We start from the raw sequence: 20,326 nt of genomic DNA, 5'->3' as shown, positions 1-20,326 counted from the left end.
TCATGAATACGAAGCACAAACTAATGATCCTGGGGCTCTTCTTCGCGACGGGCTGGCAGGTCCAGGCCCAGGAAAAGTCTATTACAAATACCGGTACAAGCCCTTATGCCGTTCAGCAGGCGGTCGATATGGGGGATGTGCAATGGACCAAAGGTTTTTGGGCCGATCGTACAAAGTCATGCTATGAGCAGATGGTGCCACAACTCTGGCACGTTTATACAGATGCTTCCATCAGTCACGCCTATCGGAATTTCGAAATTGCGGCAGGTTTGGAAAAAGGAGAACATACAGGGCCATCCTTTCATGACGGCGATTTTTACAAAACATTGGAAGCTGTCTGCGCAATCTATGCACAGACAAAAGATAAAAAGCTGCTTCACATGCTAGATGAAGTTATTCCCGTTATCCGCAAAGCGCAACGTGCCGATGGCTATATTTATACCAAGGCGACAATTGACCAGCAGCGATCGGGACAAAATATTGAGTTTCAAGATCGGCTAAGCTTTGAATCCTATAATATCGGGCATTTGATGACTGCAGGATGTATACATTATCGGGCGACCGGACAACGCGAGTTGTTGGATATCGCAATCAAAGCAGCTGACTACCTGTATGGATTTTATAAAAAATCCAATCCGACCTTGGCCCGAAACGCAATCTGTCCCTCTCATTATATGGGTACTGTAGAACTTTATCGGACAACCAAAGACAAAAAATACCTTGAACTTGCCAAGCACTTGATCGATATTAAAGGTGAGATTGAGGATGGTACTGACGACAATCAGGACCGTATCCCATTCCGCAAGCAGCATAAAGCCACGGGACATGCCGTGCGGGCAAGCTATCTCTATGCAGGAGTTGCCGACTTATGTGCCGAGATTGCAGATACCACATTGAGCAACCGCCTTTTTGAAATTTGGGATGACGTCACTAAGCATAAGATGTACATTACCGGTGGTCTGGGATCGCTGTATGATGGTACCTCACCTGACGGAACTTCCTATAATCCCAGTGAGGTACAGAAAATCCATCAGGCATTTGGGCGGGATTATCAATTACCCAACTTAACTGCGCACAATGAAAGCTGTGCAAATATTGGCAATATGTTGTGGAATTGGCGCATGGCTAATTTCACGGGCGATGCAAAATACATCGATGTATTGGAACTGGCGCTCTATAATAGTGTACTGTCAGGGATTAGTTTAGATGGCGACAAATTTTTGTATACCAATCCATTGAGTTATTCATCCGATCTTCCATTCCAGCAGCGCTGGTCTAAAAAGCGGGTTCCTTATATCTCATTATCTAATTGCTGTCCACCCAATATCGTTCGTACTATTGCAGAAGTAGCCAACTATGCTTACGGACTATCCACAGATGCTGTTGCGGTCAACCTGTATGGCGGAAATGAATTGAATACAACATACCAAGGCAAACATATCAACATTGTACAAGAATCCAGCTACCCATGGGAAGGAACCGCCATCTTCACCTTAAAAGAGTTTCCTTCCGATTATACTTTGAAACTACGGGTACCGGGTTGGGCTGGAAAGGCAGAAATATGGAAAAATAAGGTAAAAGTAGAAGTACCGATCGAGAAAGGCTATGCCCTTTTAGCAGGAGCACTTAAAAAAGGTGATCGCATCGAAATTAGATTACCGATGACAGTTTCTTTGATGGAGTCAAATCCACTGGTCGAGGAAACCCGCAATCAGGTTGCGGTCATGCGGGGGCCTGTGGTTTACTGTCTGGAAAAGCAGGATGTAGCTGCGGATGTCAATATCTTTGATCTGAAAATGAAACATGGCGAACAGTTCGCGCTGAGAAATGAAAATATCTTGGGACAGGATATTGTCTTGTTGGAAGGAAAAGCCTATCGTACAGATAGCAAGAAGTGGAATTCACTATACCGTAAAACTTCCGATAGAAAGCCTGAAACTATCCCTGTACGTTTAGTACCTTATTTTTCTTGGGGAAACCGTACATTTGGTGATATGAGCGTTTGGATGCCAGTTTTTTAAAGCGATAAATTTATGACGATGAAAACTTGTTTTTTTGCGATCGTGTTACTGTTGGCCCAATTGAGTAGCCAGGCGAAAGTACGTTTATCGGCTCTCTTTACCGATGGGATGGTGCTGCAGCAACAAAGTAAAGTCCCTGTCTGGGGCTGGGCTGACCCCCAGACAACAGTAACCTTACAGACCTCCTGGAATGGGCAGAAATATCAAGCGAAAGTGGACAAGCTTGGCCAATGGAAAATTGTAGTGCAAACACCAGCAGCAGGTGGAGCTTATCAGATCAAGGTCTCAGAAAAAAATGTGATTGAACTGCACGATATTCTAATTGGCGAAGTTTGGTTATGTTCAGGTCAGTCGAATATGGAAATGCCTTTGAAAGGCTATCCTGGGCAACCCATCCTCGGCAGTACAGAAGCAATGATGAATTCCAAAGACGATCAATTGCGTATCTATACCGTTCCCCGCAATCCTTTGTTGCAGCCTGCATCGGATAGCAAACCAAGTGTTTGGAAAAAAACAGAGCCACAGTCTGTTGTCAGTTTTAGTGCAACGGCCTATTATTTCGGTCGACAATTGCGCAAAACCTTGGGTGTGCCAGTCGGTTTGATTCATAGCAGCTATGGCGGTTCAAACATCGAAGCCTGGATGGAGGAATCTTGGCTGGCGGATCAGAAAGATATACAGATCCCAAAACAAGAGGAAGGCTTGAAAGATAAAAACCGCGTGCCGACCATGTTATACAATGGTATGATTCATCCCATTGCCGGTTACGGCATTCGTGGTATCATTTGGTACCAAGGTGAGTCCAACTACGAACGTCCGGATCAGTATGGAGTGTTGTTTCCACGGATGGTCGAAAAGTACCGTGCGCTATGGGGAAATCATGAACTTCCTTTTTATTTTACGCAAATTGCACCATTTGATTACGCTTCATTACCGCCTTATCATGTAGGTGATAAATACAATTCGGCTTATCTGCGCGATGCACAGCGTAAATCATTGGATAAAATCCCGCATTCCGCTATGGCGGTTACCATGGATTTGGCTGAACAAAATTGCATCCATCCATCACATAAACAACAAAGTGGCGAGCGACTGGCCTATCTGGCTCTGCACGATAGCTACGGTTTTGCTTCACTAAATCTCAAAAGTCCTGTTTATGAAAAGTTGGAAATTAAAGGCAATACTGCGGTCCTCTCATTTAAGGATGCACCGCTGGGGCTGACATCATATGGTAAAGAAATAAAGACTTTTGAAATTGCGGGTAAAGATCAGGTTTTTTATCTTGCGGATGCTGTTTTGAAAGGAAAGACCATTGTTGTAGCGTCGCTCAAAGTTGAGGAGCCGGTGGCTGTTCGTTATGCATTTAAAGATTTCGTTGTCGGAGATGTGTTCGGTGTCAATGGCCTGCCCTTAAGTTCTTTCCGTACAGACGATTGGTAAACAGAAATGATGATTGAAAAACGTATTATAGGCATTCTAGTTTTAATAGTTGTTTTGTTAAGCCCAATTGAGGCTCAAGAGTTCAATTGGAAGGATTACAATGTATCTTGGACCACACAGAGCAAAAATTCATCTGAATCCATGCCTGTAGGTGGTGGAGATATTGGATTGAACGTTTGGGTGGAAAACGGTGAATTATTTTTGTATCTGGGAAAAACAGGCGCATTTGACGAGAACAATACCTTGTTGAAGCTCGGCCGCATCCGCCTCCATCTATATCCCAACCCCTTTGCAGACGGAAAATTCCAGCAGGAATTGCAGTTGGATAAAGGTCATATTGTCCTGAGGGGCGAAAGCAAAGGCGTCAAGGCCGAAGTACTGGTTTGGGTAGATGTGTTTAATCCCAATGTACATCTCGAAGTAAGTGCCAATCGGAAGATCAAGGTGGAAGCAGCTTACGAGAGCTGGCGTTTTCAGGATCTGTTTCCTAAGAAGAAGGAAAATAATGCGAATTCTTGGAAGTGGGCACCGCCAAAACCAGTGGTGACGCATAAAGATCAGATTGTGGCAGAAGCAAACAATATTATTTTCTATCATCAAAATCAAGCGACTACAGCGTTTGACCTTGTCGTCGATCAACAAGGCCTGACAACCATTAAAGATTCGTTATATAATCCCTTGAAAAATAGGATTTCAGGCGGTCTTTTAAAAGGTGAGGGTTTTGAATACGTTGGCCAGCGTGCAGGCACCTATATGAATACGCCGTACCAATCTTGGATACTCAAAAGTAAAGTGGCAAAGACCAATCATGCGCTTCAAGTGACGTTGCATGTAGGGCAACAAGGAGACTTGCAACACTGGAAAACAGCACTGGAGGATCTGGCTACGCCCAAACCTACCTTTGTATCGCTAAAACGAGCGACAGAATCCTGGTGGAAATCCTTTTGGGATAGAAGTCATATCGTCATCCAGCCTGGCTTAACAGATCCCAATAATGAAGCTTGGCAAGCTGGTCGAAACTATCAGTTGTTTCGATTTATGCTGGCTTGTAACGCTTATGGGGACTATCCGACAAAATTTAACGGGGGGTTATTCACCTATGATCCTGTCACAATTGATAGTACGTTTACGTTCACACCGGATTTTCGTAATTGGGGTGGAGGTACGCACACGGCACAAAATCAGCGTTTGGTCTATTGGCCATTATTGAAGAGCGGCGATTTTGATCTAATGACGGCACAATTTAAGTTTTACCAACGCCTTTTGGGGAACGCCGAATGGCGATCCAAATTTTATTGGGGTCATTCCGGTGCAAGCTTTACCGAGCAGATTGAAAATTTTGGTTTACCCAATCCAGCAGAATACAATTGGAAACGGCCAAAAGATTTCGATAAGGGCCTAGAATATAATGCTTGGCTGGAATATGAGTGGGATACCGTACTGGAGTTCTGCATGATGATGCTGGAAACCGAACGTTACAATAAATCCGATATTCAGGCTTATATACCGCTAATCGAGAGCTGCCTACGCTTTTTTGACGAGCATTATCAATACCGGGCACGGCAACGGGGCAGCAAGGTATTGGACGATGCAGGTCATCTTGTCTTGTATCCAGGTTCCTCTGCGGAAACCTATAAAATGGCGTATAATTCGGCAACGACGATTGCGGCTTTGCAGCAAGTAACCAAAGGATTGCTGGCATTACCCGACACGTATGTCAATTCAGAATCACGTAGTTATTTTCAGGGTTTTTTGACCAGAATCCCGCCTTTGCCGCAACGTGAACTTGGAGGCAAAAAGATGTTGGCGCCAGCACAGCTATGGGCCCGGATCAACAATACCGAATCGCCACAGCTATATGGCGTTTATCCTTGGGGAATTTACGGTATTGGTAAACCCGACATGGATATTGCGCTCAATACCTATACGTATGATCCCGATGTGCTTAAATTCAAAAGTCATATCGGCTGGAAGCAGCATAATATCTTTGCCGCACGGTTGGGATTGACGGACGAAGCGAAGCAATTGACTGTCTCGAAACTCAAAAATGCAGAACGGCGATTTCCAACCTTTTGGGGGCCGGGCTTTGACTGGGTTCCGGATCATAACTGGGGCGGTTCGGGCATGATCGGTTTACAGGAAATGCTTTTGCAGGCAGTGGATGATAAAATTTACCTTTTCCCCGCATGGCCCAAAGATTGGGATGTGGATTTTAAGCTGCATGCTCCCGGGCAGACCACCGTCGAGGGGAGGTTAAAGGATGGTAAATTAGTGGATCTAAAAGTTTTTCCAAAAGAACGGGAAGCAGCTATTATCAACCTCTTGAAATAGGCTATTCGTGGATTGCTAAGGGTATATTATCGCTTATGAATTGATTTAAGCATTGCGAGCCAGAGCAAAAGTATACACTTTTGAATGCTTGAATCCTACATTGTAAAAAATACAAGGCTAAATAAATAAAACTGGGCTGTCCATTATTTTGGGGAGCCCAATTTGTGTTTTTGACCCCTTTATGGAAAGAAGGTCATAACAGTGCATAACAGTTCTAAAAAACCAATGAATTAACTTAGTTGCTAAGAACCTAAATAACGTTTATATGAATGCAGTTTTTGGAGTTATATTTCATTTCATAGGCGGATTCGCCTCGGGAAGTTTTTATGTGCCGTACAAAAAAGTAAAAGGATGGTCCTGGGAATCCATGTGGATTTTAGGAGGGCTTTTTTCGTGGATTATTGTGCCGCCTATAGCGGCGATGTTAACCATACCCAATTTTGCTGAAATTATTAAAAGTACAGATAACACCATATTAGGTTATACTTTTTTGTTTGGTTTACTTTGGGGAATTGGTGGATTAACCTACGGTCTTGGTGTGCGCTATCTCGGTGTTTCGTTAGGTAGCAGCATTATTTTGGGGCTTAGCATGGTCTTTGGTTCTTTGATGCCCAGCATCTATTATTTTTTCAATAAGGCCGAGGGCAAACATGGCATAGATTATTTTTTTACTACCCAATCTGGTATCTGCATTCTTCTTGGACTTTTGGTCTGTGTGCTTGGCGTCTATCTATGTGGTAAAGCTGGTGTTTCAAAAGAAAAACACTTATCCACATTATCCACAGAAAGCAAGTCTGATTATAATTTTGGTTTAGGGATCGTTGTGGCTATTGTTTCAGGAATATTGAGTGCTTGTTTCAATTTCGGTATTGAAGCAGGAAAGCCCATGGCTGATGTGGCAAATATATTGTGGAAGTCTACTAATCCAAATCAAGGCGAATTTCTTTATCAGAATAATGTCACTTACATTGTGATTTTATGGGGTGGTTTTACGACTAATTTCCTCTGGTGTCTTTACCTTTTGATCAAGAACAAAACGTTTTCGGATTATACGAAATCTGATGCACCTAAAGGCAAAAATTTCCTTTTATGTGCTTTAGCAGGAACGACTTGGTATTTACAGTTTTTCTTTTACGGTATGGGCGAAAGCCGTTTAGGTAATGGAGCTAGTTCTTGGATATTGCATATGGCGTTTATCATTTTGATATCAAATGCTTGGGGTGTGGTCCTCAAAGAATGGAAAGGTGTAGATCGGCCTACCTATCGTTCCATAATAGCTGGTATCGTGACAATTATCATCTCCATTTGTATCGTGGGATTTGCTAAAACATTAGAAAATTAATATTAAAACAAAATATAGAAGAAGTGAAAACGTACAAACATGTCAATTATTTATGGGACGATCAGAAAGCTCAAGCACTTAGTGGTGATGAGGTAGCTTTGTTGTTATATCGTTCAAATATTCTAGGTGCAGATTTAAGAATCACAAATTATGGCGGTGGTAATACGTCTTGTAAAGTTGTGGAAAAAGATCCGTTGACGGGCGAAGAAGTTGATGTGATGTGGATTAAAGGATCTGGTGGAGACATCGGAACGTTAAAAAAGTCAGGTCTTGCGGCTCTTTATTTGCAACGTCTCCGCAATTTGGAGAATGTTTATCGTGGTCTTGAACATGAAGATGAAATGGTTGAGTTATTTAACCATTGTATCTATGATTTAGCGTCAAAAGCACCTTCTATAGATACGCCTTTACATGGATTCTTGCCATTTAAACATATTGATCATTTACATCCCGATGCTGCGATTGCGATTGCTGCGGCCAAAGATGGTAAAAAAATTACGCAGGAATTGTTCGGCGGAACTATTGGCTGGGTAGATTGGCAACGTCCGGGATTCGATCTGGGGCTGCAATTGCGTGCCTGCTTGGAAGAAAATCCAGGTATCCGTGGTATTATGTTGGGTTCACATGGTTTATTTACTTGGGGCGATACAGCATACGAATGTTATATCAATTCCTTGGATGTAATCGAAGCTTGCGCGGAATATCTTGAGCAAAACTATGGCAAAAAAGCACCTGTGTTTGGTGGGCAGAACGTAACTAGCTTGAGCAAGGAGGAAAGAACGTCACAGGCAGCCAAACTCGCTCCGGTTTTACGAGGTTTCTGTTCAAGTGAACGTCACATGATCGGACACTTCACGGATGATGAGCGTGTATTGGAATTTATCAATTCAAACGATTTAGAACGTTTGGCTCCGCTTGGTACCAGCTGTCCGGACCACTTCTTAAGAACTAAAATTCAACCGTTGGTATTGAATCTGGATAAATCAGAAGATTTGGACAACGTGGAGGAACTAAAAGCGAAATTGACGCCATTGTTTGAAGCATACCGTGAAATGTATGCACAATATTACGAAAACTGTAAACATGAAAACAGCCCAGCTGTACGTGATAAAAACCCGGTCATTGTTTTGTATCCAGGTGTTGGTATGTTTGCTTTTGCCAAAGACAAACAAACGGCACGTGTAGCGGCAGAATTCTATACCAATGCGATCAACGTAATGAAAGGGGCCGAAGCCGTAAGCGAATACACTGCTTTACCTCGTCAGGAAGCGTTTGATATTGAATATTGGTTACTGGAAGAAGCGAAGCTTCAACGTATGCCAAAGCCAAAAGCTTTGTCTGGAAAAATTGCCTTGGTCACTGGAAGCGGTGGCGGTATCGGAAAAGCAATTGCCAAAAAGATGGCTCAAGAAGGTGCTGTTATTGTCTTAAATGATATCAATACAGAACGTTTGGAGTCGAGTAAAGCAGAATTTGTAGCCGAATTTGGAAAAGATGCAGTCATTGCTACGATCCTTGATGTAACCAATGCGGAATCTATTAAGGACGCCTTAAAAGATGCTGCTTTAGCATTTGGTGGTATCGATATTGTCGTAAATAATGCGGGATTATCGATTTCCAAGACAATCGAAGATCATACAGAGAAAGATTGGGATTTATTGTACAATGTATTGGTAAAAGGCCAATTCTTAGTTACTCAAGGAGCGACTTCACTCTTAAAAGGCCAAGCAATCGGTGGCGATATCATCAACATCGTCAGTAAAAATGCCTTGGTTAGTGGTCCCAATAATACAGGATACGGGAGTGCAAAAGCTGCACAATTGCATTTAAGTCGTTTATGTGCAGCAGAATTGGGGCCAGCAGGAGTACGTGTGAACGTTGTGAATCCAGATGCAGTTATTTCGGACAGTAATATCTGGGCAGGTGGATGGGCTGAAGGTCGTGCTAAGGCTTATGGCATCACGGTCGCTGAATTACCAGCTTACTATGCAAAACGCACGCTTTTGAATCAGATCATCCTTCCAGAAGACATTGCAAATGCATGTTTTGCTTTTGTCGGTGGATTATTGAATAAATCTACTGGAAATGTTCTAAACGTTGACGGAGGTGTTGCTATGGCGTTTGTACGCTAATTTTTATATCTTAGGTGTCGCGTTCAGAAAGGGAAAAGATGTGCGCGACACCTAGTATTTTTACACGATAACCATTAAATCATGATTTTAGATAAGAAAATTATAGATCAGCACAATAACCAATTAAAAGATAAGCATAAAAGAGCATTTGACTATGTGTCGGGAGATATTGCACAGGTAGATGAAATTCTGGATAAACTTCAAAAGTTTCAAATTGCCATACCAAGCTGGGCATTAGGTACAGGTGGAACTCGTTTTGGCCGTTTTTCCGGTGCTGGTGAACCGGCTACTTTAGAGCAAAAGCTTGAGGATGTTGGGTTGTTGCATGCACTTAACAAATCGAGTGGAGCAATTTCGCTGCACATCCCTTGGGATATTCCTTCAGATGCAGCGAAAATCAAAACATTAGCATCTTCCTTGGACATTGGATTTGATGCAGTAAACTCTAATACTTTTCAAGATCAGGCAGGCCAGGAGCATAGCTATAAGTTTGGCTCCCTACACCATGTCGATCCAAAAGTTCGTCAGCAAGCTGTAGATCATAATATTGAAGTAATCAACTATGGCAAAGCAGTTGGTTCTAAAGCGTTGACAGTTTGGTTGGCCGATGGATCATCCTTCCCCGGACAGTTGAATTTCAGAGAAGCTTTCCAAAATACCTTATCAAGCTTACAGGAAATCTACAAACACTTGCCGGAAGATTGGAAACTTTTTGTAGAGTACAAAGCATTTGAACCGTATTTTTATTCCATGACAATTGGTGATTGGGGACAATCCCTGTTGTTGGCAAACAAATTAGGACCGAAAGCATATACATTAGTTGATTTGGGACACCATCTCCCAAATGCAAATATTGAACAAATTGTTTCTTTATTGTTGATGGAAGGCAAATTGGGCGGATTCCATTTCAATGATAGCAAATACGCAGACGATGACCTGACTGCGGGTAGTATCAAACCTTATCAGCTATTTTTGATCTTTAATGAATTGATCGACGGTATGGATGTGAAAGGTATTGATCATGCGAGCGGACTGGGTTGGATGATTGATGCCTCTCATAATTTAAAAGATCCATTGGTAGACCTTTTACAGTCAGTTGAAGCGATTAAGATTGCATATGCTCAGGCTTTGCTGGTCGATCGTAAAGCGTTGAAACAGGCACAGCAAGCAAACGACATCGTGAAGGCGCAGGAAATCTTGCAGGATGCATTCCGTACTGATGTCAGACCGCTTGTTGCAGAAGCAAGGCTAAGAAGTGGCGCAGCCCTAAATCCAGTTCAATTATTCAACAAAGAAAATTTGCGGAATAAACTTATCGAGGAACGCGGGGTAAATTCTATAGCTACAGGTTTGTAATAGGGGAAAAAAGAATGAAGGGGAAACCAATACCAGTAGTCGCAATATTCGACGTTGGGAAGACGAACAAGAAATTATTTCTCTTTAACGAGCAGTATCAAATTGTATTTGAACGGTCTGCTCGTTTTTTGGAGACTGTAGATGAGGATGGCGATCATTGTGAGAATTTGGAGAGTTTGCGTCTGTCAGTATTTGATTCTTTACATGAAGTATTCCGAAAAGGGGAATTTGAAATTAAAGCAATTAATTTTACATCCTACGGGGCAAGCTTTGTGTACATTGATAAGGATGGACGCCCATTGACACCCCTGTATAATTATCTAAAAGAATATCCGAAAAAGTTATTGGAATCCTTTTATGCGCAATTTGGTGGTAAGGATAAATTTTCAATTGAAACATCATCACCTAGTTTAGGTAGTCTAAATTCAGGACTGCAGGTCTACCGTTTGTCAAAACTTAAACCAGCAGTATTTAAGGAAGTAAAGTGGGCGCTACACCTTCCACAATACTTGAGTTATCTGATCTCGGGGCAAGCTTATTCGGATATGACAAGTATTGGATGTCATACAGCGCTATGGGATTTTAGTAAAAATAATTATCATAAGTGGGTAGAAGATACAGGAATTATTGAAAAAATGGCTCCGATCGTTCAGGGAGATCGTCTTTACAGAGCGACATTTCCGGGCAGTGGTTATCTCGTAGGTAGCGGTTTGCACGACAGTTCGTCTGCATTGATCCCCTATTTATTGAATTTTCACGAACCTTTTATATTGATTTCGACAGGAACCTGGTGTATTTCTTTCAATCCGTTCAACATTGATCCGCTCACTAAAGAAGAACTTCACAGTGACTGTCTTTTGTATATGACCTATACAGGGAAACCTGTGAAAGCATCACGACTATTTGCAGGATATGAACATGAGGAGCAAATAAAACGTATTGCTAAAGCATTCCAGATTTCTACAGGTAAATTTAAGCAGATCGATTTGGATTGGGCCATAATAGAGAAATATCAAGCCTTGGATATTTCGGATGAATTGTCTGCCTTTTCCACGATTGATCTGAGTCATTTTGGCGATTATAGCGAAGCTTATCATGTGCTAATGATGCATTTGGTCAAGGCTCAAGTGAAGGCGACTACTCTTGTCATGAATCAAACCGGAGTGCAGCGAATATTTGTGGATGGAGGTTTTAGTCGTAATCACATATATATGGGACTACTGGCTCAAGCCTTTCCAAATAGTGAAGTGTTTGGAGCCTCCATGGCCCAAGCAACAGCACTTGGTGCTGCTTTAGTGATTCATGATCATTGGAATAGCCGGGCGATTCCAAATGATATTATAGAGCTAAGGTATTTTAGAACCAAACAGCAAACACATTAATGCGATGTTATAGTTGAATAGGATTTAGTTTTTTTATTAGTTATCGTTTGAGGTCAGGCAAATCGTTGTCTGGCCTTATTTTTAAAATATATAATTACAAAGTCATTCGCTTTCTCAAAAAATACTCAATAGTCATTGAAAGAAAGTGAATAAGCAAGATCAATGTATTTTAGGAAATGATAAACATTTCTAAAAAGTTAAAACGAATCACAGGTTTGCTGATGGTAAAATGTTAAATTTCAGAAACTATGATAAGGTCAACAATAGGTTATAGTGCTATTTTAATGCTGGCAAGCAGTTTGTTTACGAAAACTTTCTCGCAAACACAAAAAACGTTATTTGTCAAATCGGCTTATCCGACACCAGTAATTACAGAAGATCATCCGGATGTTTTGAAAAGCCAGAATAAAGCTGGTTTTGAAACAGGACAGATTGTAAAGATTGAAGGAACCTATCACATGTTTATTAATGAGATGTTCGATCGACCTCATAAGGACATGCGTATTGCTTATTGGACGAGTTCGGATGCAATACATTGGCAAAGACAGTCAACAATTGTGGAAAGTATTCTTGGAAGATCTCCATACAATCCTCGCTCTGAGGTATGGGTAACAGCGGTTGAATTCAATAAACAGGAGAATGCATGGAATATTTTTTATGTTTCTTATCGTGCTGGGGATAAAGAAAAAGGCGAAGTCCTCGATTTTGATTATGCCGGTCGTATTTGGCGGGCGAAATCAGTAATTCCAGGTAAGAAGGGTATTGCGGGTCCTTATGCTGATATGGGTATTGTGTTACAGCCGGACGAGAATAGTCAACCTTGGGAAGGTCAACAGGCAGTTGCAGCATTTAATCCGTACAAAGTCGGTAATACTTGGTATGCGTTTTATGATGGGCATACCCATATTCCAAAAGGTGATTGGCCGCTTGGAATGGCGACGGCTACGACACTCAATGGGCCTTGGAGGCGTATGCCTCTTGGTCATAATCCAATTCCAATATCTCCGATATTTAATGAAAACTTGCAGGTTACGGAACTAAAAAAGGGGCATTATTTAGCAGTTTTCGATTCGATGGGGGATCAGGAAATTGGCTATAGCCTTTCTAGTGACGGTATACATTGGACTTCAGAAAAGCGACTGAAAATCCAGACCAGTGATCATCTTTGGGCAGAAGATGGTGATCATGCTACCCGTACACCATTGGGTGCGATAGAGGAAGAAGACGGTACATTAACGGTATTATACACCGCGATGTATAAAAAGAATGGACGTACATTCTATGGATTGGGCAAATGTACCTTAGATTGGAAATAATATATTTATTGAGCGCAAACAAGTGTTGAACTATTTGAACGTAAAAATAAAAGGCTTCCAAACGGGAGTAAGGAAACCTTTTATTAAAACCTAAAATTATGAATAATTATATCAATTATTATATGATGGTTAAAGGTGCTAATAATTGTTCAATTAGCTGTCCTGAACTGTCGACAGATGCGTGAAATGATGGGTACAGGTAAGCACAGGGTAGTGGAGTGGAAATGGAAAACTATATTTGAGCGTCCTTAATTTGTAAACCTAAAGATGAAGAGATTAATCTTAGTGATCGGATTTTTTTTCCAGTTGTGGAGTCCTGTTTTGTTTGCCGAACAGATAGTAAGGGAATTTAGCTTTGGGAAAGCTAAAGGCGGTACCGCAATATCGTTGGAGAAAGCGCAGCCTTATCTGGAGGCTCAGGGGTATGGATTCGAGTTTTCGACAGAAAAGAATGTCGTTATCGATCACAAAAATAAAATGCTGTTAAGTAAAAAACCATTTTATTTCTCCGTGAAAGTTCCGGAAGGGAATTATAAGATTACGATTAGATATCAAGGTTTACAGAACAAATCTTATACGAGTACGGTACGGTCTGAATCCCGGAGATTACAAATTGAAAATCAGGAAGTTTTATCCGGTCAGTTGTTGGATAAAACCTTTGTTGTGCATATTAAAGATCCAAAGATCGGTTCTGGCGGTATTGTTGGATTGAAGAAGCCGCGTGAGCAGCAGAAATTGGACTGGGATGAAAAGCTGACTTTAGAGTTTCAACAAACAAATTGTATATCAAGCCTTCGTATAGAATCGGTTAATGCTATTCCTACAATATTCTTGGCAGGTAATTCTACCGTCGTGAATCAAGAGGATGAACCTTGGGCTTCGTGGGGACAAATGATTCCACGTTTTTTTGATGCGGAAGTTGCGATAGCCAATCATGCTGAATCGGGATTGGCCTTAAGTTCATTTCTTTCCTCAAAAAGATTGGACAAAATTCTTTCTATTGCTAAGGCCGGCGATTATTTATTTATCGAATTTGGGCACAATGACCAAAAGGAAAAAGGAGAAAATGCAGGTGCTTATAAAGGATACAGCGACCGATTACGCTACTTTGTGCGTGAATTTCGGGCGAAAGGTGGTATTCCCGTTATCTTGACTTCAACAGCAAGACGCTCATTTGATGAACAGGGACATTTGGTACACACTTTAGGAGACTTTCCAGATGCGGCACGAAAGGTCGCGGCCGAGCTCCAGGTACCTATGATAGACCTCAATAAGAAAACGAGTATGTTTTATGAAGCATTGGGTGTTGAGGGATCAAAAAGGGCATTTGTCCATTATCCGGCCCATACTTTCCCAAATCAACAGCATGATTTAGCTGATAATACCCATTTTAATCCCTATGGGGCTTATGAAATTGCAAAAATGGTGTTAACAGGAATTAAAGAGAATCAGTTGCCGATTACGGAACATATCGTCGATTTTCAAGGCTTTGATCCGCAGCAACCAGATGATTTTAACACTTGGTATTGGCCACCAAGTTTGATTAATAGTGTTGTAAAACCAGATGGCAATTAGTTTTGTATTGATATAATGACAAGGTCGGACAATATTTGTTCGGCCTTTTTTATGCGCTATTTGCTTCTTCTTGTATAGCATTCTTGCTAGAATCAATTTACATTTGAGTTGGATCGTTCATTTTTCCAACACGAGCGGGGATTTTTTCCTAAAAAACTCATCTCACATAGAAAATTGGGAACATCCCGTCTTCCCCAAAAAATAGAGCAGAAAATTATTGAACATGATACCACAGGATAGTCAACACCATAATATTTAATATAATTGTACCATATATACCGCTTGTCAGAGGCAATCAACAACAACCGAACCCATGCCAAACTCAATAAAAAGCCTAGTGGTAGATGATTAAAAAAATACAATCGTAATATGTCAGTGACGATTATTTCTTTTAATTGTGAGGTTTGTATTTTATAAATGTAATTTATACATTTATAGATATTTCTGATTAATTATAACCAATGAGAACTGATAACTTCAAATTAAGAGCCTATAATTTGTTTCTTACAAAATCGCTCTGCTTCTTTTGTTTATTCTGGATTTCCAATGTCAATGCTAATGTGCATAGGATGAAGGCGTCTGAACCGGATTCAGCCTATTTTTTTGCTTATGCAAAAGAAAAGAATGCTGGCAGGGACGGGCTATTATATGCCTGGAGTTTGGATGGTAAAAAATGGAATTCAATTGGGACAGATTTGGCTTTTGTGAAATCTGATTATGGTCGTTGGGGATCAGAAAAACGAATGATAAATCCGGTATTATTACCACGAAAAGGAGGAGGATGGACCTGTGTATGGCAATTAACCCCCGAAAATAATGGTCCGTATGCACATACTTATACAAATGATTTTTTCAATTGGGGTAGGCAAGACTATTATGTTGAATTAAACGACTTGGATAAATCAACTATATCTCTTGTGAAAAACAGGTTGTCTGTTCGTGAAGAGATTTTGCTTCATGGTGAGACGATGCAGGGAAGCAAGTTGAAAGTTGCGTGGTCTGTTATTAAAGAATTGATTAAACATTATGATCTTGCTCTGCTTAAGCAAAAGCAATGGTCCGAAAGAAGTATTGATGATGCCGCCCGTTTCCCTGGCCTAAAGCCATTGGATATTAAGTTGACGCCGAAAACAGAACAAACCAAGCCGATTAGTGATATGTTGGTGGGTGTATTTTTCGAGGATATTAATTACGCGGCAGACGGAGGTCTTTATGCAGAATTGATTCAAAATAGGGATTTTGAATATAAATTGAGCGATAAGCAAGGGCATGACAAAAATTGGAACGAAAAAACAGCTTGGTCAATTGATGGGGCAGGACAATTCAATATTGATAGTTTAAACCCCATTCATCCCAATAATAAACATTATGCTAGGCTGCGGGGGGCAGGTACATTAAGAAATATAGGGTACGATGGAATTGCCCTGGATAAAAACGAACGCTATGATCTTTCATTTTTTGCAAGAGGTACGTCCGGTAAAGGGCGCCAACTAAAAATTCGGATGAGCACGAAAGATGGAAAGATCCTGGATGAGAAATCTTTAACTGTTGACAGCAAAAACTGGAAGAAATATCAATTGATATTGATCCCTAATTCAACCTGTAAGGATGCTGTGTTGGAGCTTGTATTTACAGATCTACAACAATTGGATCTGGACCTGATTTCTTTATTTCCTCAGCATACATATAAAGGACGTAAAAATGGATTACGAAAGGATTTAGCGGAAGCAATTGCAGCGTTAAATCCTCGTTTTGTCCGTTTCCCGGGAGGCTGCTTGGCACATGGAGATGGGATCGAAAACATTTACCATTGGTCCAGTACAGTAGGGCCATTGGAAAGCCGCGTGCCGCAACGGAATATGTGGGGATATCACCAGACTGTGGGCTTGGGCTATTACGAATATTTCCAATTTTGTGAAGATATCGGGGCGCATGCTGTTCCGGTAGTCGCAGCTGGTGTGCCTTGTCAAAATTCGGGATCACATGGACATCCGTTGGGTGGCCAGCAGTGCGGTATCCCAATGGAAGATATGGATGATTATATCCAGGAAGTATTAAATTTGATTGAATGGGCCAATGGTGATAAAAATAGCACATGGGGAAAAGTACGTGCGGCAGCCGGGCATCCCGAACCGTTTCATCTAAAATATATTGGTGTAGGTAATGAAGACCTAATATCCAACGTATTTGAAGAGCGTTTTACCATGATCTACAATGCTATTCGCGAAAAATATCCGGATATACAAGTTATCGGGACAGCAGGTCCATTTTTCGAGGGCACAGATTATGTTGAAGGTTGGAAAATTGCCAATAAATTAAATGTGCCCATTATGGACGAACATTACTATCAGACACCAGGATGGTTTATTCATAATCAAGACTTTTATGACAAATATGACCGAAGTAAATCGCAAGTGTATTTAGGAGAATACGCGGCGCATATTCATGGGCGGGCGAGTACTTTGGAAGTGGCACTGGCGGAGGCAGCCTATCTAACAGCGTTGGAAAGAAATGGCGATATCGTTAAGATGGCTTCTTACGCGCCGCTGCTAGCCAAAGAGGACTATACCCAATGGCGCCCCGATCTTATTTATTTCTCTAATACCGATGTGACATTGACACCTTCCTACTATGTACAGCAATTATTTGGTCGTAATAACGGAACCGAATATGTTCCAGTAGAAGCAAGTTATTCTAATACTGCCATGGATGTACAAAAGCGTGTGGCATTTTCTATTGTCAGAGATCCGAAAGATCAATCGCTCGTTGTAAAAATGGTCAACATTTTACCTGTTACGGTTAATATACAATTGGATCTGAACAAGCTTAATTTAAAAGCTGAAACAGCGGAGGTTTCACAGTTAACTGGAAAATTGGATAGTAAAACTGCTAAACCTGAAGAGCGGACTGAAACAGTTGAAAAGCTTAAGCATCAACAATTGCCACCCTATTCGTTGACCATCATCCGAATTGAGTCTGCAGCGAAATAGCTTATTAAAAATATGATAAACCGTCTCAAATGAAGAAATTTTTATTGATCTTGATTCATTTTTGCTTGGCAATAGCGCCTTTGTTTGCCAGCGAAGTATTCCATCTGATCAAAAATAATCAGGCTGCTAATATCTATTACGGTGGCGGAAATCCTGTTATTGAAACTGCATTGGAACTGTTAGGGGTAGATGGCCAACATGTTGCCCGGTCAACTTTTAAGAGAATAGCACATCCCGATCCCGGAGCGATTATCGTTGGTCAATTAAATGATCCAGTAATTGGCAAATTAATAAAAGATCATCACATTTCTCTTTCTGATATGGCCGATAAATGGGAGGCTTTTTATTTGAAAGTCATTCAAATTGAAAAAGTGCCCACACTGTTAATTGTAGGAGCTGATACAAAAGGGACAGCATATGGGGTGATGGAGATTTCCAGAAAATTAGGTGTTTCTCCATGGTGTTGGTGGGCGGATGTACTTCCCCGTAAAAAATCTAATATTTCTCTGCCAGCTAATTTTGAAGACAAACAATTCCCGAAAGTGCAATTCAGAGGTATATTTCTGAACGATGAAGATTGGGGACTAACGCCATGGAGTAGTAAAACCTACGAGCCGGAGGCAAAGTTGGATGCAGGAATTGACCAAACAAAAGCAAAAAAAATGTCCACGATGGGACCTAAGACTTATGCCCGCATTTTCGAATTATTGTTACGGCTTCGGGCCAATTCGATCTGGCCAGCAATGCATGAGGTGACGGTGCCCTTCTATTTTGTCCAAGGAAATCGGGAAATGGCTGAAAAATATGGAATATATGTCGGTTCATCTCATTGTGAACCGCTTGCCCGAAATAGTGCAACGGAATGGGATATCGTTGGTAACGGACCATACAACTATTTAACAAATAAACAGGAAATACTGGACTATTGGTCCAATCGATTGAAGATACTCGGTCAATCGCATAACATATTTACGCTTGGTATGCGGGGGAAACACGATGGAGCAATGGAAGGGGTCAAAACAACAACAGCCTATAAAAATGCATTCAATCAGGTCATCAAAGATCAGACAGAACTGTTGAAAAAATATATCAATTCGGATCCAACGAAAATTCCTCAAGTCGTTATACCCTATAAAGAGGTGTTGGATGTTTACCGAGCTGGTATAGACGTTCCTGACTATACCACGTTGATGTGGTGTGATGATAATTATGGTTACATTACGCATTTCCCAGATGAAAAAGAGAAGAAAAGAAAAGGTGGGAATGGGCTCTATTATCATATATCGTATTGGGGAAGACCGCATGACTATCTCTGGCTATCGACAATGAGTCCGGCATTGATCTATCAGCAGTTGAGTACCGCATTTCAGCACGATATGAGGAAAATGTGGATTGTCAATGTTGGGGATATCAAGCCTGCAGAGTATCAGATAGAACTGTTGATGGACATGGCTTGGAATATCGATCAGGTTAGGGAAATTGGCGTTTACCAACATCTTGACCAGTTTTTACAGCGCGAATTTGGACGTAGTTTGTCAAAAAAAATATTACCTCTAATGCAAGAGCACTATCGGTTGGCCCATATCCGAAAGCCTGAATTTATGGGAAATACACGGACAGAAGAGCGGGATCCAGCCTATAGAATCGTGAAGGATCTTCCGTGGTCCGAACAAAAAATTAAGAGGCGATTATCCCAGTATGAAAGTATTCAAAACACCGTTACGGCAATCGATAAGACTGTTCCGGTAGACCGAAAAGATGCGTATTTTGAATTGGTACTGTATCCAATTGTTGCGACAGCAAAAATGAACGAGAAACATCTTTATGGGCAGTTGGCGCGCCATGGCAAAGCGGAGTGGCAAAAAAGCCACACGGCATATGATAAAATCGTTTCCTTAAGTGCACAATACAATTCATTGAATAACGGTAAATGGAAGGGTATGATGGATTATAAACCAAGAAACCTTGCTGTCTTTGATAAGGTTATAGAAGAAAAAGCAGTCGTTCCGATAGTTTATGATAATCAGCCTGTCAAGCGAATTTTTGGTAAAGATTTAAAAGGTTCGTTAGGGTATGAAGGCTTAGGTTATGAAGGAAAGGCAGCAGCGATTCCATTGGGAGTAGATGCCAGTTATCGGCTCAAGGGATTAAAGGGAGATTCTGTGACCATTGTTGTCCACTTACTGCCTACTCACCCTGTTTCTTCAGATGATTTGCGTTTTGAGATTTCTTTGGGGCAAGAAAAATCTTCGCCCATTTCTTACAAAACAATTGGGCGTAGTGAAGAGTGGAAAGAGAATGTCTTGCGCAATCGAGCCATTCGAGAGATTAAATTTAAAATAACTAATTTACAGCAAGATATATTGCGTATAAAGGCACTTGATGAAGGAGTTATAGTCGACGAAATCGCGCTATATTTGAATTAAATACGAGTTGCTAAC

11 protein-coding genes are annotated in these 20,326 nt (G+C 41.1%); all 11 read left to right on the top strand.

What is annotated here, in order from left to right; translation table 11 throughout:
* Positions 1-2: 2 nt before the first annotated feature.
* Complete coding sequence (locus B4A24_RS01015) at positions 3-2,021, top strand: aceric acid hydrolase (protein ID WP_293941503.1); 2,019 nt, start codon at positions 3-5, stop codon at positions 2,019-2,021.
* Positions 2,022-2,039: 18 nt separating this feature from the next.
* The gene (locus tag B4A24_RS01010; RefSeq protein ID WP_293941500.1) at positions 2,040-3,461 is read left to right on the top strand and encodes a sialate O-acetylesterase; all 1,422 of its coding nucleotides are present in this window, start codon (positions 2,040-2,042) and stop codon (positions 3,459-3,461) included.
* 6 nt (positions 3,462-3,467) lie between these two features.
* On the top strand, positions 3,468-5,792 hold the full coding sequence (locus B4A24_RS01005) for a DUF5703 domain-containing protein (RefSeq protein ID WP_293941497.1): 2,325 nt from the start codon (positions 3,468-3,470) through the stop codon (positions 5,790-5,792).
* Positions 5,793-6,057: 265 nt separating this feature from the next.
* Positions 6,058-7,134, top strand: a complete 1,077-nt coding sequence (rhaT, locus tag B4A24_RS01000) for an L-rhamnose/proton symporter RhaT (protein WP_293941494.1) — start codon at positions 6,058-6,060, stop codon at positions 7,132-7,134.
* Positions 7,135-7,157: 23 nt separating this feature from the next.
* On the top strand, positions 7,158-9,266 hold the full coding sequence (locus B4A24_RS00995; RefSeq protein ID WP_293941491.1) for a bifunctional aldolase/short-chain dehydrogenase: 2,109 nt from the start codon (positions 7,158-7,160) through the stop codon (positions 9,264-9,266).
* 81 nt (positions 9,267-9,347) lie between these two features.
* Complete coding sequence (locus B4A24_RS00990; protein WP_293941489.1) at positions 9,348-10,622, top strand: sugar isomerase; 1,275 nt, start codon at positions 9,348-9,350, stop codon at positions 10,620-10,622.
* Between the two features lie 14 nt (positions 10,623-10,636).
* Entirely contained in the window at positions 10,637-12,004 is a 1,368-nt protein-coding gene (locus B4A24_RS00985) for an FGGY-family carbohydrate kinase (RefSeq protein WP_293941486.1), read from the top strand.
* Between the two features lie 248 nt (positions 12,005-12,252).
* Entirely contained in the window at positions 12,253-13,320 is a 1,068-nt protein-coding gene (locus B4A24_RS00980; RefSeq protein ID WP_293941483.1) for a hypothetical protein, read from the top strand.
* A gap of 267 nt (positions 13,321-13,587) precedes the next feature.
* Entirely contained in the window at positions 13,588-14,895 is a 1,308-nt protein-coding gene (locus tag B4A24_RS00975) for a rhamnogalacturonan acetylesterase (RefSeq protein ID WP_293941480.1), read from the top strand.
* Between the two features lie 569 nt (positions 14,896-15,464).
* The gene (locus tag B4A24_RS00970) at positions 15,465-17,885 is read left to right on the top strand and encodes an alpha-L-arabinofuranosidase C-terminal domain-containing protein (RefSeq protein ID WP_293941477.1); all 2,421 of its coding nucleotides are present in this window, start codon (positions 15,465-15,467) and stop codon (positions 17,883-17,885) included.
* Positions 17,886-17,914: 29 nt separating this feature from the next.
* Positions 17,915-20,311 carry a glycosyl hydrolase 115 family protein gene (locus tag B4A24_RS00965; RefSeq protein ID WP_293941474.1) on the top strand — a complete coding sequence of 799 codons (2,397 nt, stop codon included), beginning with the start codon at positions 17,915-17,917 and terminating at the stop codon, positions 20,309-20,311.
* The last annotated feature ends 15 nt before the right edge of the window (positions 20,312-20,326 follow it).

The organism is Sphingobacterium sp. UBA7249, from assembly GCF_002472835.1.
Taxonomy (GTDB): Bacteria; Bacteroidota; Bacteroidia; order Sphingobacteriales; family Sphingobacteriaceae; genus Sphingobacterium; species Sphingobacterium prati.
Note: the sequence above shows the minus strand (reverse complement) of the source record. Positions and strands in the feature narration are given on the sequence as shown.